Raw genomic sequence first — 22832 nt, 5'->3', positions numbered from 1 at the left:
CATGCTTCCCGCTACCACCCCCGCCCCGCTCTCCGCCGAACAGCAGCAATGGTATCAAGCCGCCTGCGCGCGGATCGACCCCAAGCGCCTGCAGCAACTGCTGTTCGAGCTGACCAACATCCACAGCCCGACCGGGGCCACGCGCGCAGCCAGCGAGTTCATGGCCGCGCACCTGGGCAAGGTGGGCTTTGACGCCAGCTACCAGCCGCTGACCGACATCAGCGGCAACGTCAAGGCCCAGTACCGCGGCAGCGGCGGCGGCGCCTCGGTGATGCTGTATGCGCCGATCGACACGCACCTGGACTGCACGCCCGCCGAACGCGAACTGCTGACCGGCCCGGCCACCGAGGCCGACATGCAGCCGCGCGCGGCGCAGGTCGAGGACTGGGTGTTCGGCTTGGGCGCGAGCAACCCCAAGGGCATGATCGCGACGCTGACCGAAGTGGCCACCGCGCTCATCGAAGCGCAGGTGCCGCTGCGCGGCGACCTGCTGATGGGCCTGGCCGACGGCGGCATGCCGGTGGACATCGGCGCGCGCCAGCACGCCGGCATGTCCGGCGGCGTGCTGCACCTGCTCAACCGCGGCATGTACCCCGACTTTGCGATCATCATGAAGCCATGGAACTGGGTGTACCACGAAGAGCCGGGCATGGCCTGGTTCAAGCTGCGCGTGTACGGCACCCTGGGCTACGCGGGCGTGCCGCACGACACGCCGGGGTTCCGCAGCTCGGTCGGCGCCACCGCCACCGTCATCCCGGAACTGGAAAAGTGGATCATCGACTATGCCGAGAACAACACCTCGGGCGTGGTCAAGCCGCATGGCTGGATTGCCGGCGTGCGCGGCGGCGATCCGGAGCGCCCTGCCTTCCCGTCCTTCCTGACCGAACTGTTCTTCGACGTGCGCGTCAACCCGCGCACGTCGCCGGCCGAGGTGAAGGCGCAATTCGCCGCCTTCGTGGCCGAACTCAAGGCGCGCCGTCCCGAGCTGGACATGGACTGGGAGATGTACGGCTCGGTCCCCGGCGGCACCACCGACCCTCAGAACTGGATCATCCAGTCCTGCAAGCGCGGCTGGGAACACATCGAGGGCCGGCCGCACGGCACGCCCGACTGGCTGGGCGGCCAGACCGACGGCGCCGCGCTGCGCCGCTGGGGTGTGCCGACCGCACGCGTGGGCTGGCCGTGGCCGGCGCAAGGCGCACCGCTGCCGGTGGCCGAGGGCCTGGGCGGCATGGGCGCGACCTACATTCCCGAGCTGATCCCCTGTGCCAAAAAAATCCTGTACGCGCTGGTGGATACGCTGACACGGCCACGCAGCGAGCTGGGCTTGTAACGCCGGCGCCCTGCTCCCTCCCTGAAGACTGTTTCTGGGTTTGACGACGTCTGCGGGCACGACCCGGACACGTCGTCTTTTTTTTGCGCTGCGCCTTATCCGGATCGTGCATGCCGAACCGCCATGAATGTTGCAGGCAAAGGATAAGCACGCAGTGGTTGGATAGTCGCGCAGGAGCGGGGTCGAGACAATGAATTTTCTGGAAGTTCCTTTTTGCACGTCAACTTTGTGGATCGCCTTATGAACAAGTCCTCCAGTCTTCGCGTGGAGAACCCGGCCCGGACGGGCGCAGCAGCACGCCTGGCCAATCTGGTTGTGTCGGCGCTGCCATGGATGATCATCGCCGGCCTGCTCTATGCCGGCCTGTTTATCAAACCCAAGGCCGTGGGCGGCAGCGTCACACCGCCGGCGCTGGAACGGCGCGACCGCGTGTACGGCATCGCGCACGCAGCGGACGGCGCGCTGCTGGCCGCCGCCTCCAACGGCAAGATCCTGGCCATCGGCGCGGACCGCAAGGTCGCACGCGCTGCCACGCCGGGCAGCCTGTCGCTGCAGGACATTGCCGCATTCGACGGCGCGCACGCAGTGGCGGTCGGCAACGACAACGTCATCCTGGTCACCGAAGACGGCGGCAAGCACTGGCGCCAGGTCGACAACGTGCCGCGCTCGCAGGTGGCCAACAAGCTCAACCGGGTACGCGCCGGCGCCAACGGCGTGGCGGTGGCGGTGGGCGAGATGGGGGCGCTGCTGCGCTCCCAGGACTACGGCAAGACCTGGCAGCGCCTGCGCGAGGAAGAAGACGTGGCCTGGAACGATGTGGCCATCCTCGACGGCGGCGTGCTGGTGGTGGTGGGCGAGTTCGGCAAGATCCTGCGCAGCAGCGACGGCGGCAAGAGCTGGGAAAAGGAACAGCCGCCGGTGCAAAGCTCGCTGATGGGGTTGGCCTTTCGCGATACCGCCAACGGCGTTGCCGTCGGGCTCGAGGGCGTCGTGCTGACCACCGGCGACGGCGGCCGCAGCTGGACCAGCGTCAAAGTGCCGGCGCACGAACACCTGCTCGACGTGGCCTGGAATGCCGACCGCAACGAATGGTTCGCCACCGGCGCCATGGGCCGCTGGGTCAGCGGCACGAGCGGCGCCGACGGCCTGCAATGGAAGGCCGGCGTGCTGGGCGAGCACGCGCTGTCCTGGCACACCCGCGTGCTGGCCGCCGGCCGCGGCTACTGGCTGGCCGGCGCCGACCTGGGCAGCTGGGACGGCCGCCAGTGGACCCCGCTGGCATCGAATTGAATCCCCGCACCATTTTTCGAGATTGTTCCCATGATTGAACGCATCGCGCATTTCTGCGTCGAGAGACGCAAGCTGGTCGTCGGCCTGCTGCTGGCCTGTACCCTGGTCCTGAGCTGGTTCGCCCTGCATATCCAGGTCCGCACCGTGTTCGAGGACATGCTGCCCTCCAAACACGAGTACGTGAAGACCCACGAGAAATTCAAGGACACCTTCGGCGGCTCGAACATCGTCACCATCATGCTCGAGGTGGACAAGGGCGACATCTTCCAGCAGTCAGTGCTGGGCAAGGTGCGCGACCTGACCCTGGGCCTGCGCGAAGTGTCGGCCGTCAACCAGTTCCAGATCACCTCGCTGGCCTCGAAAAAGCTCAAGGAAGTGCACGCTTCCACCAGCGGCATCGAGAGCGTGCCGGTAATGTGGCCGGACGTGCCCCAGACCGCCGACCAGATGGCCGAGCTGAAAGCGGCGGTGCTGCGCAATCCGCTGGTGTACGGCCCCTATGTCTCCAAGGACCTGCAGGCCACCCTGATCACGGTCGACTTCATCGACCAGAAGGTGGACTACGCCACCGTCTTCAAGGAGATCAATGCGCTGATCGCCAAGGTCGATGACCGCTCGGTCAAGATCCGCGTGGTCGGTGACCCGATCCTGTTCGGCTGGGTGAACCACTACCTGCCCGAGACCCTGCACCTGGTGTTCTACGCGCTGGGCGTGACGCTGGCCATGCTGTTCGTGCTGCTGCGCACCTGGCGCGGCGTGCTGCTGCCCCTGCTGGCCGGTCTGGTGAGCGCGATCTGGGCGCTGGGCATTTGCCAGATCCTGGCCATCAATTTCGAGCCGCTGGTGATCGTGGTGGCCATGCTCATCACTTCGCGCGCCGTGTCGCACTCGGTGCAGATCGTCAACCGCTTCGACGACGAGCTGGAAACCCAGGCCACGGTCGATGGGCCGGAGCTGTCGCGCATTGCGGCGCGGGTCGCGCTGGCCGACCTGTTCCGCCCCGGCATGCTGGGCGTGATCGCCGACGCCGCCTGCATGGCCGTGGTCGCGCTCAGCCCGATCCCGATGCTGCAAAAACTGACCGTGCTGTCGGTGGTGTGGGTGTCCACCCTGACGGTCAGCGCCGTCATCCTGACGCCGGTGCTGCTGTCGTGGATTCGCAAGCCGCGCGGCTTTGCGCACCCGCTGAACCTGCAGCCGGTCCTGCGCAAGGTGCTGGACTTCGCGGTTGGCATCACCCTGTCGCGCGCTCGCTATGCGGTGCTGGGCGTGAGCCTGCTGGTGGTGGTCGGCGCCGGCATCTATGCGCTGAACCTGAAGATCGGCGACGCCAATCCGGGTTCGCCGATCCTGTGGCCGCACGCGAAGTACAACCAGGATTCCAAGGCCATCAACTCGCGCTTTGAAGGCGTGGACCGCATGTTCGTGGTGATCGGCGAGGACGGCAAGGCCGGCGTGGTCAAGAGCAACGAAGTGCTGCAGTCGATGGACCGCTTCCAGCGCTTCATGGAAGTGCAGCCCGAGATCGGCGGCTCGGTCTCGATCGCCGACGTGATCCCGCAGATCAATGCCAGCCTGCACGAGGGCAATCCACACTACCTCGAGATGTCGGACAACGCGGCCGTCAACGGCAGCCTGATGGCGATGCTCGAATCGGTCTCCGAGCCGGGCGACATGGACCGCTTTGTGGACAAGGCATCGGCCAACGGCGCGGTCACCCTGATGTTCCGCGACCGCCAGGGCGAAACCATTCGCACCGCGGTGGCGCGCATCAAGGAGTTCATCGCCGCCAACCCGCTCAAGGAAGGCCACTGGCAGCTGGCCGGCGGCGCGGTGGGCGTCATGGCGGCCATCAACGAAATCATCCTGTCCAGCCAGATCGAGGCGATCGCGCTGGCGCTGCTGGTGCTGGCGGTGCTGTGCACCATCGTGTACCGCTCGACGATCGCCGGGATGCTGTTCATGGTGCCGGTCATCATTTCCAACATGCTGACCTTCGCCTTCATGGTGTGGAAAGGCATCGGCATGAACATCAATACCGTGCCGGTGGCCGCGCTGGGCATCGGCCTGGGCGTGGACTACGCGTTCTACATCGCCGACCGCGTCAAGGAAGAAATCGCCATCGGCAGTACGCCCGAGCGCGCCATCAGCCAGGCCCTGCATTCGGCCGGCATGGGCGTGATCGTCACCGCGAGCGTACTGATCCTGAGCACGCTCCTGTGGTGGGTCTCGTCGCTGCGCTTCCAGGCGGAGATGGGACTGTTGATGGCCATCTGGCTGTCGGTGTCGGCCATGTCGGCACTGTTCGTGATGCCTTCGCTGATCTACGTGACGCGCCCGAAGTTCATCTTCGGCGACCCGGGAAAGCCAGTCGATGCGAAGGCAGCGCAGCCACAGGTTGCTTGAGTTCCGAGCAAAACAGAAGTGATTCGAAAAAAACAGGGATTTCCGATTCTTTTCCACGCCCTCAAGGGAGACAACATGAAGCAACGCAAGACCAAACCGGCACGCCGAGGCCACCTGCTCCGCGCGCTCGTTCCTACCGCCGTGATGGCCGCCGCCAGCCCGCTGGCGCTGGCCGGCGACAACAACGGGGACGACCGTTTCCATTTCGACGGTTACCTGCGCGAGGAAGTGTCCATCAATGCCAAGAACTGGCAGGACACGCCCGACTACAACGACAAGGGCAAGGTGTCCATGGCGCGCACGAGCTTGCGCCTGAACATGGAATTCAAAGCGGCAGACGGGCTGACCTTGGTGGCCAAGGCGCGCGCCGCGCGCGAGTGGAATTCGCCGTTCCTGAAGCACCTGGAGGGCATGGGCGCGAACAGCTACCGCAAGAAGGGGCTGACCGACCTGTACAACGACGTCGATGTGCGCGAGTGGTACGCCGACATCGTCGCCAGCGACCGCGTCAAGCTGCGCGTTGGCAAGCAGCAGATCGTCTGGGGCGAGACCGACTTCTTCGTCGCCAACGACCTGGCGCAAGGCTATGACAACGTGTGGCGCAGCTTCCTGGAGCCGGCCAACGAAGACCTGCGCAAAGGGAACATTGCGCTGAAGGCCAACATCGACGTGCCGGAAGCGAATGGCGGCATCGAGGCCTTCTTCCGCCCGGGCTGGGACCGCAAGCGCGACATCGGCACCGAGATCGACGTCTACGGCGGCCGCTGGTCGAGCCAGCCCTATGCCGGCGTGGACTTCCGCAATATCGACCCGTACAGCTGGAACAACTCGAAAGCCAACATCCACAGCAAGAGCGGCGGCGTGCGCTGGAGCGGCATGGCGGGCGACACCAACTACTCGCTCTCGGTCATGCGTACCTTCTACAACATGCCGATCATGAACGCATCGCCCACCTTCATGGACGGCGTGACGCCTTCGGGCGCGGCGCCGATCGGCAGCAAGACCACGGCGGGCCCGGCCGGCGAGATCATCTATCCGATGGTCAACGTGTTCGGCGCGACCGCCAGCCGCTACTCGGACATGAGCGACGCCGTGTTCAGCGCCGAAGTGGCTTACATCAAGGATGCGCCGTTCAACTACACGGCCGCCGCGCCCTCGCTGATGAGCCAGTACATTGCGCCGGGCTTCGATGGCTGGAAGACGCGCAACGTGATCGCCTCGATGGTGCGCATGGACAAGAACTTCGCGTTCACCCAGAACCTGCTGGGCACGGAAAAGCCGATGTTCTTCTCGGTGCAGGTGTTCGACAAGTGGATCCAGGACTTCGACCGCAACGACAACCTGCTCTACAGCGTGGGCTGGGGCGGGCGCGCCAAGCGCCACAACACGCTGGTCACCACGATCTTCGACCTCTCCTATGACAACGGCCGCATCCACCCGCAGCTCGTGCTCGGCTCGGACGTGACCAATGGCGGCGGCTTCTACATCCCGTCCGTCACCTTCCAGCTGAACAAGAACCTGCGCTGGAAGCTCGAGTACGACGGTTTCTGGGACAGCCGCTACGCCAAGGCCCCGGTGCCCCTGAGCGACCGCACCACGCTGTTCGGCTACCTGCACAACCGCGACCAGGTTTACACCAGCCTGAACTATCTCTTCTAACCATCGCACCCCGGGACCAATCATGAAAGCTACGACACTCTACTCCTGCATGGCGGCCGCGCTGTTCGGCACATCCTGCCTGCCGGCCATGGCCGCCGACCTCGCCGAAGGCACGGTGATCTCCGCCGCCAACCTCGACCAGGTTAAGAACGCCACCTTCGAAGGCCACACCATCGGCAGCATGCTGACCGAAAAGATGGAATGGCGCATCCGCAACAGCGGCTGGAAGCTCACCCTGGCGCGCTCGAAGAAGGTGGCGCTCGACCAGAACTGGGTCAAGGCCAGCAAGGCCAACGAAGGCAAGACCAAAATCAACGACGCATCGTGCAAGGTCGATGGCTGGAAGGCCGGCGCGCCCTTCCCCACGATCGACATGAAAGACCCGGAAGCGGGCAAGAAGATCGCCTGGAACCTGGGCATCGGCTCGCTGCTGGGCGACGTGTCCTCGGTGCCGAACTTCACCCAGGTGCTCATTGACGGCAAGAGCGGCATCCACGCCGAACTGGTGGCCGAATTCACCCGCATGAACATGAAAGGACGCCTGACCGGCGGCGCCTCCACCCTGGGCAGCGACGACGAGAGCGCGCGCCAGCTGCTGTTCTTCAAGGCGCCGTCCGAGGTCAAGGGCATCGGCACCTTTACCGTCATGTACGACGCGGCCAAGGTGCCGGACGTGTGGGCCTACGTGCCTGCCGTGCGCCGCACCCGCCGCCTGTCCGGCGGCGCCTGGATGGACCCGGTGGGCTCGTCCGACCAGCTGCAGGACGACCTGGACGGCTTCAACGCGCGTCCGTGCTGGTATCCGGGCTACAAGCTGCTGTCCAAGCGCTGGGTGCTGGCGGCGGCCAACAGCAAGCTCGATGTGTGGAACCAGAAGGCCTCCTCGCCTGCCCAGAAGTACCCGACGCTGGATCAGTCGGCGCCGTACTGGAACCTGAACGACTCGTACGAGCCGCGTGAAGTGTACGTGCTCGAGGTTGCCACCCCGGCGCAGCACCCGTACAGCAAGAAGGTGCTCTACGTCGAGACCGAGTACCCGCGCGTGCACTACGTCGAGGCGTACAACCGCAAGGGCGAGTTCTGGAAGTTCATGGACATCCACTCCTACGTCAACACCAAGGCCGGCGACATCCGTACCGTCTCGGCCGACGTGATCGACTTCCAGCGCAACCACGCCACGATCTCGCTGATCGACGTGGCGACCTGGCGCACCAACTTCGACGCCAAGCCGAGCGACGTGTCGCTGACCCGCCTGGAGTCGGCCGGCCGCTGATGACGGCCCCGGGCCGCCCGAGGTGCTCGGGCGGCCTCGTATCTGCCGGCGCGCCGGGCTGTTCCCGGCGCGCCGGTATGCAACAAGAATTCACCGAGTACCGATATGCCAATTCGTCTTGAATGCCTGTCCCACACCCCGCTGCAGGGCTATTTCGATCCCGCGCCGGACGTACTGAACGAGGTCGAGCGCGTGCAGGCCGCCGCGCGCGCGCGCGTGCTCGCCTACGACCCCGAGCTGGTGGTGGTGTTTGCGCCCGACCATTACAACGGCTTCTTCTACGACCTGATGCCGCCGTTTTGCATCGGCGCGGCAGCCGATTCGATTGGCGATTACAAGAGCCTGGCCGGGCCGCTGCCGGTGCCGGGCGCGCTGGCCCGGGACATGGCCCAAAGCGTGCTGGCGGCCGATATCGACGTCGCCCTGTCCTGGCGCATGCAGGTCGACCATGGCGCCGCGCAGGCGCTCGAAGTGCTCACCGGCGGGCTTGACCGCTTCCCGGTGATCCCCGTATTCATCAATTCCGTGGCGCCGCCGATGGCGACGCTGCGCCGCGCCCGCCTGCTGGGCGAAGCCATCGGGCGCTTCTTGGCGCGCACCGGCAAGCGCGTGCTGGTGGTCGGCTCGGGCGGCATTTCGCACGAGCCGCCGGTGCCGCTGCTGGCCGGCGCCAGCGACGAGGTGGCCGAGCGCCTGATCGCCGGGCGCAACCCGACACCCGAGGGCCGCGCCGCGCGCCAGGCGCGCACGCTTGCCGCGGCCAAGGCCTTCACGGCCGGCGACAGCGGACTGCATCCGCTCAATCCCGAGTGGGACCTGGCGTTCATGGAGAAAATGGCGTCGGAACTGCTGGCCGTCGATGGCATGACCAACGACGCGATCACGCGCGACGGCGGCCGGTCGGCACATGAGATCCGCGCCTGGGTGGCCGCGTTCGGCGCCCTGTCCGCCTATGGCCCCTACCGCGCGACCAACGACTTTTATCGCCCGATCCCCGAATGGATCGCGGGCTTCGGCGCCATGCACGCCGCGCCCGTCGCGGCGGCGTAATCACATCAAAGAAGGAAACTCATGTCCGGACAACTCATACCCAGCCTGGCGACCAGGCTGCGCAACGCAGAATGCACCGGCCAGCCGGTGCCGCCGGTGCGCGGCGACATCGCGCAGGACGACATGGCGCTGGCCTATGCCGTGCAGCAGGCGAACGTCGAGGCGCGCCGCGCACAGGGCGAGCGCATCGTCGGCCGCAAGATCGGCCTGACTTCGCTCGCGGTGCAAAAGCAGCTCAGCGTCGACCAGCCCGACTTCGGCGCGCTGTTTGCCAACATGGCCTATGGCGACGGCCAGCCGATGCCGCTGTCGCGCCTGATCCAGCCCAAGGTGGAGGCCGAGATCGCGCTCGTGCTCAAGCACGACCTGACGCAAGCACAGCACACTTTTGCCGACATCATCGGCGCAACCGACTACGCGCTGGCGGCGATCGAGGTGGTGGACAGCCGCATCCAGAACTGGGACATCCGCTTCGTCGATACGGTCGCCGACAACGCTTCGAGCGCCATGTTCGTGCTTGGCAGCCGCCCGGTGCCGCTGGCCGACCTGGACCTGCCGGGCGCCGCCATGACCCTGGCGCGCGACGGCGAGGTGGTCTCGCAAGGCAGCGGCGCCGCCTGCCTGGGCAACCCGCTCAACGCCGCCGTGTGGCTGGCCGACATGATGGTGAAGATGGGTACGCCCCTGCGCGCCGGCGACGTGCTGATGACCGGCGCGCTCGGCCCGATGGTGGCCGTGACCGCGCCGGGTACGTTCACCGCGCAGATCGACGGGCTGGGCAGCGTGCGCGCCGTATTTTCAGAATAAGGAGTCATCAATGAGCAAGAAACTCAAGGCTGCCATCATCGGCAGCGGCAACATCGGCACCGACCTGATGATCAAGATCCTGCGTCACGGCAGGCATATCGAGATGGGGGCGATGGTGGGCATCGATCCCAAATCCGATGGCCTGGCGCGTGCCGCGCGCATGGGCGTGGCGATCACCCACGAGGGCGTAGACGGCCTGACACGGCTGCCGCAGTTTGCCGACATCGACATCGTGTTCGATGCCACCTCGGCCTCGGCCCACGTGAAGAACGACGCGGTGCTGCGCGCGCTCAAGCCAGCCATCCGCATGGTCGACCTGACCCCGGCCGCGATCGGCCCGTACTGCGTGCCGGTGGTGAACGGCGCCGCCCACCTGGACGCTCGCAACGTGAACATGGTCACCTGCGGCGGCCAGGCCACGATCCCGATGGTGGCCGCGGTCTCGCGCGTGGCCAAGGTGTATTACGGCGAAATCATCGCCTCGATCTCGAGCAAGAGCGCCGGCCCGGGCACCCGCGCCAACATCGACGAATTTACCGAGACTACGTCCAAGGCCATCGAGCAGGTGGGCGGCGCGCAAAAGGGCAAGGCGATCATCATCCTGAATCCCGCCGAGCCGCCGCTGATCATGCGCGACACCGTGTACTGCATGACCGAGCTCGATGCCGACCAGGACGCGATCCGCAAGTCGGTGCAGGACATGGCCGCCGCCGTGCAGGAATACGTCCCCGGCTACCGCCTGAAGCAGGAAGTGCAGTTCGACCGCATCGAGCACGCCCCCAACCTGCCCGGCATCGGCCGCCAGGCGGGGCTGAAGGTCTCGGTCTTCCTGGAAGTGGAAGGAGCGGCCCATTACCTGCCTGCGTACGCCGGCAACCTCGACATCATGACCAGCGCCGCCCTCAAGACCGCCGAGCGCATGGCCGAGCGGCACCTCGCCGCGTAAGGAGAAGCACATGTTTGACAAGTCCAAGAAGATCTACATTTCCGACGTCACCCTGCGTGACGGGATGCACGCGATCCGCCACCAGTATTCGCTGGAGCAGGCGGTGCAAATCGCCATGGCGCTCGACGAAGCCCGGGTGGACAGCATCGAGGTGGCCCACGGCGACGGCCTGCAGGGCTCGAGCTTCAACTACGGCTTCGGCGCCCACACCGATCTGGAGTGGATCGAAGCGGTGGCCGGCGTGCTCAAGCACGCCAAGGTCGCCACCCTGCTGTTGCCTGGCATCGGCACCATCCACGACCTGAAGAACGCCTACGACGCCGGCGCGCGCGTGGTGCGCGTGGCCACCCACTGCACCGAGGCCGACATCTCCAGGCAGCACATCGAGTATGCGCGCGAACTGGGCATGGACACGGTTGGCTTTCTGATGATGAGTCACATGACCACGCCGCAGAACCTGGCGCAGGAAGCGAAGAAAATGGAAAGCTACGGCGCCACCACGATCTACGTGGTCGACTCGGGCGGGGCGATGAACATGTACGACATCGCCGACCGTTTCAAGGCGTTCAAGGACGTGCTCAAGCCCGAGACCCACACCGGCATGCACGCGCACCACAACCTGTCGCTGGGCGTGGCCAACTCGATCGTGGCGATCGAAAACGGCTGCGACCGCATCGACGCCAGCCTGACCGGCATGGGCGCCGGCGCCGGCAATGCGCCGCTGGAGGTGTTCATCGCGGCGGTGGACCGCATGGGACTGAACCACGGCTGCGACGTGAAGAAGCTGATCGACGCCGCCGAAGACATCGTGCGCCCGATCCAGGAGCGCCCGGTGCGGGTCGACCGCGAAACGCTGGCGCTCGGCTACGCGGGCGTGTATTCGAGCTTCCTGCGCCACTCGGAAACGGCGGCGTCCAGGTACGGCCTGCCCGCCTTCGACATCCTGGTCGAACTGGGCAAGCGGCGCATGGTCGGCGGGCAGGAGGACATGATCGTGGACGTGGCCCTGGACATGCTCAAGCAGCGCGCATCGCAGGGCGCATGAATCACGTCGGCCCCAGTGCGGGCATTAACGCAGAAAGGAACACCAAGATGGCGGCAAACGCAATCACGTTGAGCGAGGCATCGACCAGCAAGCTGGCGCGCATCAAGCATGGCGATGTGGAGTTGAACATCCACTACAACGATGTCGGCAGCGGCGCCGAGACGGTCGTGATGCTGCACGGCTCCGGCCCGGGCGCGACCGGCTGGGCCAACTTCCACCGCAATATCGAGCCGCTGGTCGGCGCCGGCTACCGGGTCATCCTGATGGATTGCCCGGGCTGGGGCAAGAGCGACTCGATCGTCAACACCGGTTCGCGTTCGGAGCTGAACGCGAGCATCCTCAAGGGCCTGGTCGATGCGCTGGAGCTCGGGCGCGTGCACATCCTGGGCAATTCGATGGGCGCCCACAGCGCGGTGGCGTTCGCGCTCGCGCATCCGGACCGCATCGGCAAGCTGGTGCTGATGGGCGGCGGCACCAGCGGCGCCAGCCTGTACGCGCCGATGCCCACCGAAGGCATCAAGCAGCTCAATGGCGTGTATCGCGAACCGACCATCGAGAACCTGAAACGGCTGATGAACGTGTTCGTGCACGACGCCAGCGCGATCACGGACGACCTGATGCAACAGCGCCTGGACAATATCCTGGCGCGCCGCGACCACCTGGAGAACTTCGTGAAGAGCCTTGCGGCCAATCCGAAGCAGTTCACCGACTACAGCGCGCGCCTTGGCGAAATCAGCGCCCAAACGCTCGTGATCTGGGGGCGCGACGACCGTTTCGTGCCGATGGACACCGGGTTGCGGCTGATCGCCGGCATTCCGAACGCGCAGATGCACATCTTCAGCCGCTGCGGGCACTGGGCCCAATGGGAACATGCGGAGGCGTTCAACCGCATGGTGCTGGACTTCCTGGCACACTGACGCAGGATCGTAGGGTGGGCAGCTTGTCTGCCCACGCGTTCAGGCGGCTTTGACTGACGCCGCGATCGGCTCAAGCTGGTTGAACGCGTGGGCAGAATCTGCCCACCCTACCAAACCGCTTTCCGCCAGCCTCAGATCGTCAGGCCGCCCGTCACTTCCAGCGTGGCGCCGTTGACGTAGCTGGCTTCGTCCGACAGCAGGAACACCACCGCCGACGCGATTTCGCCCGGCTTGCCCAGGCGTTTTTGCGGGACCTTCTGCACCATCTCGTCCATCACGTGCTGCGGCACGTCCTTGATGATCGCGGTGCTGATGAAGCCCGGGCACACGGCGTTGCAGCGCACGCCCTTGCGGCCCAGCTCGCGCGACCAGGTTTTGGTCATGCCCAGCACACCAGCCTTGGCGGCGGCGTAGTTGGTTTGCCCGAAATTGCCCGACAGGCCGACAATCGACGAGATGTTGACGATCGCGCCGGCGCTGGAGATCAGCGCGTCCACCGTGCTGCGGGTGCAGTTGAACACGCCTTTCAGGTTGACGTCGATCACCCGGTCCCACTGCTCTTCGCTCATCTTGGTGAGCTGGGCGTCGGCCACGATGCCGGCGTTGTTGACCAGTCCGTCGATGCGGCCGAACGCGCCCAGGGTACCGGCGGCCGCTTCGCGCACGGCATCCATGTCTGCCACGTTGACCGTGAACCCGGCCACCTTCGCCTGCGGCGCATCGCTGCGCACGGTGTCGATGGCGGCCGTGACCGCATCCTCGCGCAGGTCCCAGATCGCCACATGCGCACCGCTTGCCGCGCAGCGCTGGGCGATGGCCAGGCCGATGCCTTGGGCGCCACCAGTGACGACGATTACCTTTCCAGACAAATCCATTCGAACCTCCACTTTTTCATCGTTTGATGAATTTAATCCAGAGATCTTACACTCAACTGTCACCCTGAACAAGGCAGCGGGAACGGCTGGCGCCCGGCATTTGCCGGCCGGGCAGGCATGCGCCAACCCGGCCGTTCTGCATCATCAGACCCTGGATGCGGCGCCCGAGTTCGCGGGCGCCGGCGCTCAACGAACCTCTGCCGGAACCTGCACCCAGCCGCCGGGGCAGGATGCAATATAGGGGTAGTAAGCGCCGGTGCCCGGGCAGAAATACCAGAACTGGGGCACGGCCGCCACGCCCGGGGGCGGACTTGGCGCCAGCAGCGGGGGAATGTAGGGATTGGGATAGGGATAGACCGGCACACCGTAGGGGTACCAGGTGCCGCCGACCACCCACCACCAGCCGTCGTGGCCGGAGTGCGGGCCGTGGTACCAGTGTCCGCCGCTCCACACATGGCGGTCGTGATCGTTGAAGTGGCGGATGTCGCCGTGCCACGCCGGACCCGGGCCGTGGCCGCCATGCCAGCCGGACGCGCCGCCATGCCAGCCGGGCGCGCCACCGTGCGGGCCGGGGTTACCCCCGTGGCCCGGGGAATGCTGGGCCCAGGCGGGCGCCAGCAGGATGGTGAACAGTTGTGCGGCACACACCAGCCGGAGCAAGGCCGGGCGGCGATCCGCACGGGGCGTGACAGAGTCCTTCATCGGTGCTCCCCGACCACAGGAACAAGCTACATGCTCGCTCGCGCGCGGTGCGGGACACTGCGCTCGATCAAGCGCAGGCGCGAAACAAACCGCGGATCAGAACTCTTCCCAGTCATCCTCGCCGGCCGGGACCGAGGCCGGCTTGCGTGCTGCCGGGCGGGCGGCAGCCGGTGCGGCCGGCTTGGCGGCCGGCTTGGCGGCGCGCGCCACCGGCACCAGCGCCGTGCTGGTCGCTGCAGGGCGGCTGCTTGCCGCCGGCGCCTGCGCCAGCGATGCGTGCAGCTGGAAGGTGCCCACGGCGCGCGCGAGGCGGTCCGCCTCTTCCTGCAGCGACTGGGCCGCGGCCGACGCTTCCTCGACCAGCGCCGCGTTCTGCGAGGTCGCCTGGTCCATCTGCACGATCGCCTGGTTCACCTGCTCGATGCCCGAGGTCTGTTCCTGGCTGGCGGCGGTGATCTCGGCCATGATGTCGGTCACGCGGCTGACGCTCTGCACGATCTCGGCCATCGTGGCGCCGGCCTGATCCACCAGCATCGAGCCGGTGCGCACCTTGTCCACCGAGTCGTCGATCAGGCCCTTGATTTCCTTGGCCGCCGCGGCGCTGCGCTGGGCCAGGTTGCGCACCTCGCCGGCCACCACCGCGAAGCCGCGGCCCTGCTCGCCCGCACGGGCCGCCTCGACCGCCGCGTTCAGCGCCAGGATGTTGGTCTGGAAGGCGATGCCGTCGATGACGGCAATGATGTCCACGATCTTCTTGGCCGACTCGTTGATCGCGCCCATGGTCTCGACCACCTCCGACACCACGGCGCCGCCCTTGCCCGCCACTTCCGAGGCCGACACCGCCAGCACGTTGGCCTGGCGCGCGTTCTCGGCGTTCTGCTTCACGGTCGAGGTCAGTTCTTCCATCGACGAGGCGGTCTCTTCCAGCGAGCTGGCCTGCTGCTCGGTGCGCGAGGACAGGTCCAGGTTGCCGGCGGCGATCTGGCCGGCGGCGGTGGCAATGGTATCGGTGCCGCCGCGCACGTGGCCGACGATCTTGACCAGCCCTTCGTTCATGTCCTTGAGCGCCTGCATCAGGCGGCCGGTCTCGTCCTTGGAGCGGACGTCGATGTCCTGGGTCAGGTCGCCGGCCGCCACCGCGTGGGCGATGCGCACGGCTTCTTCCAGCGGGTTGACGATGCCGCGGATCAGCATGGCGCCGACCACGCCGGCCAGCACCAGGCCAAAGGCCATGCCGGTCAGGCAAACCACCCGCACCAGTTCATACATCGAGCGCGAGTTTTCGTTGAGCTTCTCGGCCTCGTCCATCTGCAGCTTGATCAGCGCGTTGATTTCCTTGCGGATGGCCTGGAACTGCTTGTCCACGTTGCCCTGGACGAGGGCGGTGGCGGCCTGCATGTCGCCGGCACGCACCGCGGCCACGGCCGGGTTCAGGCCGGTTTCGAGGAACTGCGCGCGCGCCTTGGTGAAGCGGTCGGCAATCTGCACCTCTTCCGGCGTCAGCTTGGTCGCCATGTAGGCCTTCCACTGCTCGTCGATGACGGCGCGGTTGTGCTCGATCTCAGCCAGCAGGTTCGGCACGTCCTTGGCGTCGGCGGTGACGGCCTTGGCCACCGCCAGCTGGTTCAGGTTGAAGGCACGGACGACGCGGTCGAGCTGACCCAGGCACACCAGGCGATCGTTGTACATCGAGGTCATGTCGGCATTCGCATGGCCGAGGCTGACCAGGCCGACCACGGCGCCCACGATCAGCTCGAGTCCGAGCAGAACGATGACGAAGATGAGCCGGGTCTTGATCGTGAGGTTCTTGAACATCTGCTGCTCTTTTCCTGTTGGGTTGAATTTCCGTTACCGCAATGCAATCCGGACGATTATAGGAATAACGGATGTCCCGTGGAAACAAAGTGAAGACTTGGCCGCAGAATTTCACGAATTCGTTGTGCTGTGCACACACAGCGACGGTTTTATCGCCAAACTTGATGCGCAGCAAGGAAACGCTGCGCACCGGGAGCCACTCAGTAGCTTGCGGCGGGCAGTGCCCGGGCGGGTGCGCGCGCGCCGACGGCCAGCGGCGAGCGCGCCTGCCCGCCCGCGGCCTGCAGGCGGAAGGTGTCCACCGCGCGCGCCAGCCGGTCCGACTCGTCGCGCAGGGCCTGGGCCGCCGCCGTGGCCTGCTCGACCAGCGCGGCATTCTGCTGGGTGGCCTGGTCCATCTGCGAGATCGCCTTGTTCACCTGCTCGATGCCGGCGGTCTGCTCCTGGCTGGCGGCGCTGATCTCGGCCATGATGTCGGTCACGCGGCTGACGCCCTGGACGATGTCGGCCATGGTGTCGCCGGCCTGGTCCACCAGGGTCGAGCCGGCGCGGATCTTGTCCACCGAATCGTCGATCAGCGCCTTGATTTCCTTGGCCGCGGCGGCGCTGCGCTGGGCCAGGCTGCGCACCTCGCCGGCGACGACGGCAAAGCCGCGCCCCTGCTCGCCGGCGCGGGCGGCCTCGACGGCGGCGTTCAGCGCCAGGATGTTGGTCTGGAAGGCAATACCGTCGATGACGGCGATGATGTCCACGATCTGCCGCGCCGATTCGTTGATCGCGCCCATCGTCTGCACCACCTCGGCAACCACCGCCCCGCCCTTGCCCGCCACCTCCGAGGCCGACACCGCCAGCACGTTAGCCTGGCGCGCGTTCTCGGCGTTCTGCTTCACGGTCGAGGTCAGCTCCTCCATCGACGACGCGGTTTCCTCGAGCGAGCTGGCCTGGTGTTCGGTGCGCGCCGACAGGTCCACGTTGCCGGCCGCGATCTGCCCGGCGGCGGTGGCGATGGTGTCGGTGCCGGCCCGCACCTGGCCGACGATCGTCGCCAGGCCTTCGTTCATGTCCTTCAGCGCCTGCATCAGGCGCCCGGTTTCGTCCTTCGACGTGACCTCGATGCGCTCGGTCAGGTCGCCGGCCGCCACGCTGTCGGCGATGCGAACGGCTTCGTTCAGCGGATTGACGATGCCCCGAATCAGGATCACGCCGATGACGGCGGCCATGGCCAGCCCCAGCAGCAAGCCGCTGATGCACACCACGCGCACCAGCTGGTAGGTGGACTGCGAATGGTTGCGGTTGGCGCTGGCCACGTCCAGCTGCAGCTGGATCAGGTCGTTGATGTCCTGGCGCACCGGCGCGAACAGGGCCGGCATGCGCTTGTGCACCAGCTCGGCCGCCTCGGCGATGTTGCGGGCGCGCACGGCTTCCACCGCCGGCTTCAGCCCTTCCTTGACGAACGCGGTGCGCGCCGCGATGAATCGGTCGGCCAGCGCCTTTTCCTCTGGCGTCATCTCGGTCGCGGCAAACTGGGTCCAGATCTTGCCGATTTCGACGATGTTGCTGTCCACCTCGTTCATCAGCGCGTCCACGTCCACCCCGTCCGACGAGATCGCCTTGGCCACGTTCAGCTGGTTGATGGTCAGCATGCGCACGATGCGGTCGAGCTGGCCCAGCGGGACCAGCCGGTTGTCGTACATCGAGGTCATCGAGCCGTTGGCCGAGCCCAGGTTGTAAATACCGATGGCCGCACCAACGATCAGTTCGGCGGCGAGGAAGGCGATCAGGAAGACCAGCCGCGATCGAATCGAGAAGTTTTTCAGCATGGGATAGGTGGAAAGTTAAACATGGGAGCTGCCCAGCATTGGCGCGGCCGATCTTGTCAGCCCCGTGTAAGCAAATCAATCAGGCAAGCTGGAAAGCGATGTAAGGAAAGTGCGCGAGGTGTCGTAGGGAATTCCTTAGCCGGGTGCCCGCGGCGCTGCAACGCTGCCGCTTTGCCTATAAAATGCTGCGACTGAATTTCTTGAGCGCAAGCCAACCACCGAGGTACCCATGAATCTTCCGCTGATCGTCAACGTGGCCGTCGCGCTCGCCGCCTGCGTGCTGCTGTACTGGCTGCAGGCCAGCCACGTGTCCTTCACCAGGCGCGTCTTTACCGGGCTTGGCCTGGGCGTGCTGTTGGGCGCCGGGATGCAGGCCGTGTACGGGGCGGGCGCACCGGTGCTGGCCGAGACCGGCGCCTACCTGGACATCGCCGGCGAAGGCTATGTGCGCCTGCTGCAGATGATCATCATGCCGCTCATCATGGTCTCGATCATCCAGGCCATCCTCAAGCTGCGCGATGCCGGCTCGCTGGGGAAGATCAGCGTGCTCACGATCGGCACACTGATGGTGACCACGGCAATCGCGGCCGCCATCGGCATTCTGATGGCGAAAACCTTCGGCCTGACCGCGGCCGGACTGGCCTCGTCGGCGGCCGAAGTGGCGCGCGGCCATTACCTCGAGGGCAAGCTGGCCACCGCCCAGCAAATCTCGCTGCCGAGCATGATCCTGTCGTTCATTCCGGCCAACCCCTTCCTCGACCTGACCGGCGCGCGCCAGACCTCGACCATTGCGGTGGTGCTGTTCGCGGTGTTCATCGGCGTCTCGGCCACCGGCATTGCGGGCAAGAAGCCGGAAGTGTTCGAGTCGTTCAGCCAGTTCGTGCACGTCGCGCACGTGATCGTGATGCGGATGGTGACCCTGGTGCTGCGCCTGACGCCGTTCGGGGTGTTCGCGCTGATGGCCAAGATGGTGTCGAACTCGAGCGTGCAGGACATCCTGAACCTGATCAGCTTCGTGCTGGCCTCGTACAGCGCGCTGGCGCTGATGCTGTGCGTGCACCTGCTGATCGTCACCGGGGTCGGCCTGAACCCGCGCCGTTACTTCCGCAAGATCTTCCCGGTGCTGGCCTTCGCCTTCACCTCGCGCACCTCGGCCGGCGCGATCCCGATGAGCGTGCAGACCCAGACCGCGCGCCTGGGCACGCCAGAAGGCATCGCCAACTTCGCCGCCTCGTTCGGCTCGATGATGGGCCAGAACGGCTGCGCCGGCATCTACCCGGCCATGCTGGCGGTGATGATCGCGCCCACCGTCGGCATCGACCCGATGGCGCCGGCCTTCCTGCTGCAGCTGCTGGCGGTGGTGACCTTTGGCTCGGTGGGCGTGGCCGGCGTGGGCGGCGGCGCCACCTTTGCCGCCCTGATCGTGCTGTCGGCCATGAACCTGCCGGTGGCGCTGGCCGGCCTGTTGATCTCGATCGAGCCGCTGATCGACATGGGCCGCACCGCGATCAACGTCAGCGGCTCGATCGCGGCCGGCACCTTTGCCAGCCGCGTGCTGGGCGAAACCGACCTGCAGGTGTTTAACAGCGACGCCGAGGTCAATCTCGACGGCGACGAGCAGGTCGCCTGAGCAGGGATGCCAGCGCCAGCAGGCCGCAACCGGCCGCCAGCGTTGCCGCCTGCTGCGGCGCCGGCACGGCCGACACCAGGTCCAGCCGCACCGCGTAACATTGCCCGTCCTTGCAGGCGCGGCCCGCGACCTGGCCGAGGTCGTTGATGCCGGTCGCGTCCTCGACGACCCAGCCGGTGGCCGGGTCGATCAGCGCATTCAGGTCGGTGAACAGGCCATGCTCGTACAGGAAGCCGTGCGTGCCGTCGCCAAGCTGGCCTCGCCCGACGACTTGCCCCAGGTTGTTGACGTCGCCGGCCCAGCTCCACAGGTCCGGGCCGAAGCTGCCCAGCCGCGCCAGCTTGCCGTCCTGGTACAGGAACGCCTGCCCATAGTAGAAATAGGGCTCGCTCAGGTGGAAGTTGACGACCGTGCCGACCACCTGATCGATGGCATTGATGGCGCTGGCGTAACTGGTCTCCCCCTCGGCGAAGCCGTCATTGCCCAGGTCGGTCATCACGCCGTTGCGGTACAGGATGGGGTTGGACGGCCAGTTCGGCGGGCCGCCCCCGTCCGCCGGTGAGCCGTAGCCGACGACGTGGCCGGCGTCGTTGATGTCCATTCCATAGCTGTACCTGATGCCGGTGCTGGGAACGGTGCCCAGGTCGGTGAACGTGCCGCCCGCCAGCATGTAGGCGTGCCACTCCCCGCCGTCGCCCACATCGGGTATCCAGGCCGTGCCGGTGACCGCGCCCGCGTTGTTAATGCCCTGCACATCGCGCAAATTGGGCCCCTGCACCTGGGCGATCGCGCCGCCGCTGTAAATGAACGGCGCCCACGAGGCGTCGGCGGTGGAGGAGCGGCCGACCACCTGGCCATAGTCGTTCATGCGCGCCGCCTCGCTGCTGCTGCCGCCAAGCGTGCCGATGTCGGTGAGCGTGCCGCCGGAAAACAGGAACGCGTGCGAACCGCCGGAGACGAGCATTGTGCCCGCCACCTGGCCATAGGCATTGATGTCGCTGGCCCAGCTCCCGGCCGGGGCGATCGGCGTGACCGTGTAGCGCGGGTCGGCCAGCGCCAGCAGTGGCACCGTGAGCGCCACGAAGGTGGCGATGGAAAATGATGTTTTGTTTCGCATGATCTTGCCTCCGGATGGGTTGGCCAGCGCTGCTCGCACGTTCCACGAGTGCCAGACTAGGCCAGCCGCGGCGCGCCGGGCTGAGCCTGATCAGGCGTTCTGCTCAGGCCCGCGCTTTCCGTGCGCGGACGCACGTTGTGCCGCGTTTTTGCGACATTGCACTTGCCCGCGACACACAAATAAACCCGGCTGCAACGCTGTTCCGTAACCACAGGAATCGTGCGCGAACGGGCTGACGAATCCGTCTATGATGACGCCGTGTCAATATTTGTCGCGGGCGGGTGATGGAGCAAAAGTGGCCTCAGGAAATCTGGCTGGTGCGGCACGGACAAAGTGCGGGCAACGTCGCGCGCGACGCGGCCGAGGCCGCGGCCGGGCTGCACATCCAGATCGCCGAACGCGACGTGGACGTGCCGCTGTCGGCGCTGGGCGTGCGCCAGTCCGCGGCGCTGGCCACGTGGTTTGCCGCCCTGCCCGCCGCGCGCCAGCCGAACGTGGTGCTGCACTCGCCCTACGTGCGCGCGCGCCAGACCGCGCTCGCGGTGCTCGAGCGGCTCGACCGCAGCGAGCTGCTGGCGGTGCAGGTGGACGAGCGCCTGCGCGAAAAGGAATTCGGCATCCTCGACCGCCTGACCACGCACGGCATCAAGCACAAGTACCCGGAGCTGTACGAGCAGCGCCAGCACGTGGGCAAGTTCTATTTCCGCCCGCCCGGCGGCGAGAGCTGGTGCGACGTGATCCTGCGCCTGCGCAGCGTGCTCGACACGCTCACCCGCGAATACTGCCGCGAGCGGGTGCTGATCGTCGCGCACCAGGTCATCGTCAACTGCTTCCGCTACCTGATCGAGCGGCTCGACGAAGCGGCCATCCTCGAGGCCGACCGCGCCGGCGACGTACCCAACTGCTCGGTCACCGCGTACCGCTTCGACCCGGCGCTGGGCAAGCGCGGCAAGCTGGCGCTGCAGCTGCTGAACTTCGTCGCCCCGCTCGAGGCGGCCGGCGCCCCGGTCACCGTTGGCAAGGACGTGCCCACCGCGGCCAAGGCCTGAACCGATGAGCCACCTGGCCGCCGCACCGCTGGTGCACCAACTCGACGAACGCGCGCTGCGCGCGTGGCCGCTGCCGATGCCCGGCAGCGACGCCGACAAGGAAGCGCGCGGGCACGTGCTGGTGCTGGGCGGCTCGCGCGAGATGCCGGGCGCGGTCATATTGGCCGCCACCGCCGCGCTGCGCGCCGGCGCCGGCAAGCTCACCATCGCCACCGGCAAGAGCGTGGCGCAGCTGGTCGCGCTGGCGATCCCCGAGGCGCGCGTGCTGGGCCTGGCCGAAAACGAGGCCGGCGGCTTTGCGCTGGACGCCGTGGCGCGGCTCGATCCGCTGGCCGACCGCGTCAGCGCGGTGCTGATCGGCCCCGGCATGCAGGACGAGGCCGCCACAGCCACGCTGGTGCACGCGCTGCTGCCGCGGCTGGACGACAGCGCCACCGCGCTGGTGCTGGACGCCTGCGCCATGGGCACGCTGCTGCATGCGGCACCGGGCGCGACGCCGTTTCGCTTCGCCCAGCCGGTGGTGCTCACCCCGCACGCGGGCGAAATGGCGCACCTGACCGGCGCCACCAAGGAAGAGGTGTGCGCCGCACCGGCGCGCTACGCGCAACAGGCGGCCGCGCGCTGGAACGCGGTGGTCGCGCTCAAAGGCGCGGTGACCTGGATCGCCGAGCCGGGCGGGCAATGCTGGCGCCACGAAGGCGGCAACGTCGGGCTGGCCAGCTCCGGTTCCGGGGACGTGCTGGCGGGAATCATCGGCGGCTGCGCGGCGCGCGGGGCGCCGCTGGCGCAGGCCACCTGCTGGGGCGTGGCGATGCATGCGCGCGCCGGCGAGCGGCTGGCGGCGCGCTGCGGCACGCTCGGCTATCTGGCGCGGGAACTGTGCAACGAGATTCCCGCGCTGCTGGACATTGCCGCCGGCCGCAGGGCCGGCGGCGCAACGGCCATCCGGCACGCGCCGGGGGGATGAAGGTCAGGATCAGCTCCTGACCTTCATCAAGTTCCGCTGACTGTATGGCGGATTCAAGCAGGTAGTGCGCAATTTGACGAACTGGCAGCAGCGTCGCCAGTCTAATGTTGACAGTCGGATTCGTGCACTGC

At 66.8% G+C, this 22832-nt stretch carries 18 protein-coding genes; 13 read left to right on the top strand and 5 right to left on the bottom strand.

The features are described 5' to 3' along the window. Position 1: 1 nt before the first annotated feature. The 10 genes from NX773_RS11515 (at position 2) to NX773_RS11470 (ending at position 12726) form a co-directional block, all read left to right on the top strand. On the top strand, positions 2-1333 hold the full coding sequence (locus tag NX773_RS11515; RefSeq protein WP_258856464.1) for a M20 family metallopeptidase: 1332 nt from the start codon (positions 2-4) through the stop codon (positions 1331-1333). 240 nt (positions 1334-1573) lie between these two features. Then, positions 1574-2623 (top strand): WD40/YVTN/BNR-like repeat-containing protein, encoded by a 1050-nt coding sequence (locus NX773_RS11510; RefSeq protein ID WP_258856463.1) that lies wholly within the window; start codon positions 1574-1576, stop codon positions 2621-2623. Between the two features lie 30 nt (positions 2624-2653). Next, on the top strand, positions 2654-5029 hold the full coding sequence (locus NX773_RS11505; protein WP_258856462.1) for an efflux RND transporter permease subunit: 2376 nt from the start codon (positions 2654-2656) through the stop codon (positions 5027-5029). 75 nt (positions 5030-5104) lie between these two features. Beyond that, a complete protein-coding gene (locus NX773_RS11500; protein WP_258856461.1) occupies positions 5105-6688 on the top strand; it encodes a DUF1302 family protein in 1584 nt (527 codons plus the stop codon). A 22-nt stretch (positions 6689-6710) separates the two neighbouring features. After that, on the top strand, positions 6711-7961 hold the full coding sequence (locus tag NX773_RS11495; protein WP_258856460.1) for a DUF1329 domain-containing protein: 1251 nt from the start codon (positions 6711-6713) through the stop codon (positions 7959-7961). A 105-nt stretch (positions 7962-8066) separates the two neighbouring features. Then, a complete protein-coding gene (locus NX773_RS11490) occupies positions 8067-9011 on the top strand; it encodes a 3-carboxyethylcatechol 2,3-dioxygenase (protein ID WP_258856459.1) in 945 nt (314 codons plus the stop codon). A gap of 21 nt (positions 9012-9032) precedes the next feature. Then, the gene (gene mhpD, locus NX773_RS11485) at positions 9033-9818 is read left to right on the top strand and encodes a 2-keto-4-pentenoate hydratase (protein WP_258856458.1); all 786 of its coding nucleotides are present in this window, start codon (positions 9033-9035) and stop codon (positions 9816-9818) included. Positions 9819-9828: 10 nt separating this feature from the next. After that, positions 9829-10764: an acetaldehyde dehydrogenase (acetylating) gene (locus tag NX773_RS11480; RefSeq protein ID WP_258856457.1), complete on the top strand. Its 936-nt coding sequence runs from the start codon at positions 9829-9831 to the stop codon at positions 10762-10764. Between the two features lie 10 nt (positions 10765-10774). Then, entirely contained in the window at positions 10775-11809 is a 1035-nt protein-coding gene (dmpG, locus tag NX773_RS11475; RefSeq protein WP_258856456.1) for a 4-hydroxy-2-oxovalerate aldolase, read from the top strand. Positions 11810-11856: 47 nt separating this feature from the next. Further along, entirely contained in the window at positions 11857-12726 is an 870-nt protein-coding gene (locus tag NX773_RS11470) for an alpha/beta fold hydrolase (RefSeq protein WP_258856455.1), read from the top strand. 131 nt (positions 12727-12857) lie between these two features. On the opposite strand, the gene fabG is transcribed toward NX773_RS11470, so the two are convergent. The 4 genes from fabG to NX773_RS11450 all read right to left on the bottom strand — a co-directional run bounded on the left by fabG (position 12858) and on the right by NX773_RS11450 (position 17938). Continuing rightward, a complete protein-coding gene (gene fabG / locus NX773_RS11465; RefSeq protein ID WP_258856454.1) occupies positions 12858-13601 on the bottom strand; it encodes a 3-oxoacyl-ACP reductase FabG in 744 nt (247 codons plus the stop codon). Between the two features lie 186 nt (positions 13602-13787). Continuing rightward, entirely contained in the window at positions 13788-14303 is a 516-nt protein-coding gene (locus tag NX773_RS11460) for a hypothetical protein (RefSeq protein WP_258856453.1), read from the bottom strand. Between the two features lie 96 nt (positions 14304-14399). Next, complete coding sequence (locus NX773_RS11455; protein ID WP_258856452.1) at positions 14400-16118, bottom strand: methyl-accepting chemotaxis protein; 1719 nt, start codon at positions 16116-16118, stop codon at positions 14400-14402. Positions 16119-16318: 200 nt separating this feature from the next. Then, positions 16319-17938 (bottom strand): methyl-accepting chemotaxis protein, encoded by a 1620-nt coding sequence (locus tag NX773_RS11450; RefSeq protein WP_258856451.1) that lies wholly within the window; start codon positions 17936-17938, stop codon positions 16319-16321. Between the two features lie 229 nt (positions 17939-18167). On the opposite strand from NX773_RS11450, the gene NX773_RS11445 reads away from it, so the two are divergent. Further along, on the top strand, positions 18168-19568 hold the full coding sequence (locus NX773_RS11445; RefSeq protein ID WP_258856450.1) for an L-cystine transporter: 1401 nt from the start codon (positions 18168-18170) through the stop codon (positions 19566-19568). Here the strand turns inward: NX773_RS11445 and NX773_RS11440 are convergent. Continuing rightward, a complete protein-coding gene (locus tag NX773_RS11440; RefSeq protein ID WP_258856449.1) occupies positions 19537-20685 on the bottom strand; it encodes a hypothetical protein in 1149 nt (382 codons plus the stop codon). The genes NX773_RS11445 and NX773_RS11440 overlap by 32 nt on opposite strands. A 317-nt stretch (positions 20686-21002) precedes the next feature. On the opposite strand from NX773_RS11440, the gene NX773_RS11435 reads away from it, so the two are divergent. After that, positions 21003-21734 (top strand): histidine phosphatase family protein, encoded by a 732-nt coding sequence (locus NX773_RS11435; protein WP_370662245.1) that lies wholly within the window; start codon positions 21003-21005, stop codon positions 21732-21734. 4 nt (positions 21735-21738) lie between these two features. Next, positions 21739-22701 (top strand): NAD(P)H-hydrate dehydratase, encoded by a 963-nt coding sequence (locus tag NX773_RS11430; protein ID WP_258856447.1) that lies wholly within the window; start codon positions 21739-21741, stop codon positions 22699-22701. Positions 22702-22832: the final 131 nt, after the last annotated feature.

This window comes from Massilia solisilvae, assembly GCF_024753215.1.
In the GTDB taxonomy this organism is placed as follows: Bacteria; Pseudomonadota; Gammaproteobacteria; order Burkholderiales; family Burkholderiaceae_D; genus Telluria; species Telluria solisilvae.
This window is presented reverse-complemented; position numbering and strand designations above follow the sequence as displayed.

Bases quoted from the DNA above. Each gene is read 5' to 3' on its own strand.
- dmpG (WP_258856456.1), top strand. From the start codon at position 10,775: ATGTTTGACAAGTCCAAGAAGATCTACATTTCCGACGTCACCCTGCGT.
- NX773_RS11470 (WP_258856455.1), top strand. From the start codon at position 11,857: ATGGCGGCAAACGCAATCACGTTGAGCGAGGCATCGACCAGCAAGCTG.
- NX773_RS11455 (WP_258856452.1), bottom strand. From the start codon at position 16,118: ATGTTCAAGAACCTCACGATCAAGACCCGGCTCATCTTCGTCATCGTT.
- NX773_RS11495 (WP_258856460.1), top strand. From the start codon at position 6,711: ATGAAAGCTACGACACTCTACTCCTGCATGGCGGCCGCGCTGTTCGGC.
- NX773_RS11445 (WP_258856450.1), top strand. From the start codon at position 18,168: ATGAATCTTCCGCTGATCGTCAACGTGGCCGTCGCGCTCGCCGCCTGC.
- NX773_RS11460 (WP_258856453.1), bottom strand. From the start codon at position 14,303: ATGAAGGACTCTGTCACGCCCCGTGCGGATCGCCGCCCGGCCTTGCTC.
- NX773_RS11515 (WP_258856464.1), top strand. From the start codon at position 2: ATGCTTCCCGCTACCACCCCCGCCCCGCTCTCCGCCGAACAGCAGCAA.
- fabG (WP_258856454.1), bottom strand. From the start codon at position 13,601: ATGGATTTGTCTGGAAAGGTAATCGTCGTCACTGGTGGCGCCCAAGGC.
- mhpD (WP_258856458.1), top strand. From the start codon at position 9,033: ATGTCCGGACAACTCATACCCAGCCTGGCGACCAGGCTGCGCAACGCA.
- NX773_RS11450 (WP_258856451.1), bottom strand. From the start codon at position 17,938: ATGCTGAAAAACTTCTCGATTCGATCGCGGCTGGTCTTCCTGATCGCC.
- NX773_RS11490 (WP_258856459.1), top strand. From the start codon at position 8,067: ATGCCAATTCGTCTTGAATGCCTGTCCCACACCCCGCTGCAGGGCTAT.
- NX773_RS11480 (WP_258856457.1), top strand. From the start codon at position 9,829: ATGAGCAAGAAACTCAAGGCTGCCATCATCGGCAGCGGCAACATCGGC.
- NX773_RS11500 (WP_258856461.1), top strand. From the start codon at position 5,105: ATGAAGCAACGCAAGACCAAACCGGCACGCCGAGGCCACCTGCTCCGC.
- NX773_RS11430 (WP_258856447.1), top strand. From the start codon at position 21,739: ATGAGCCACCTGGCCGCCGCACCGCTGGTGCACCAACTCGACGAACGC.
- NX773_RS11505 (WP_258856462.1), top strand. From the start codon at position 2,654: ATGATTGAACGCATCGCGCATTTCTGCGTCGAGAGACGCAAGCTGGTC.
- NX773_RS11510 (WP_258856463.1), top strand. From the start codon at position 1,574: ATGAACAAGTCCTCCAGTCTTCGCGTGGAGAACCCGGCCCGGACGGGC.
- NX773_RS11440 (WP_258856449.1), bottom strand. From the start codon at position 20,685: ATGCGAAACAAAACATCATTTTCCATCGCCACCTTCGTGGCGCTCACG.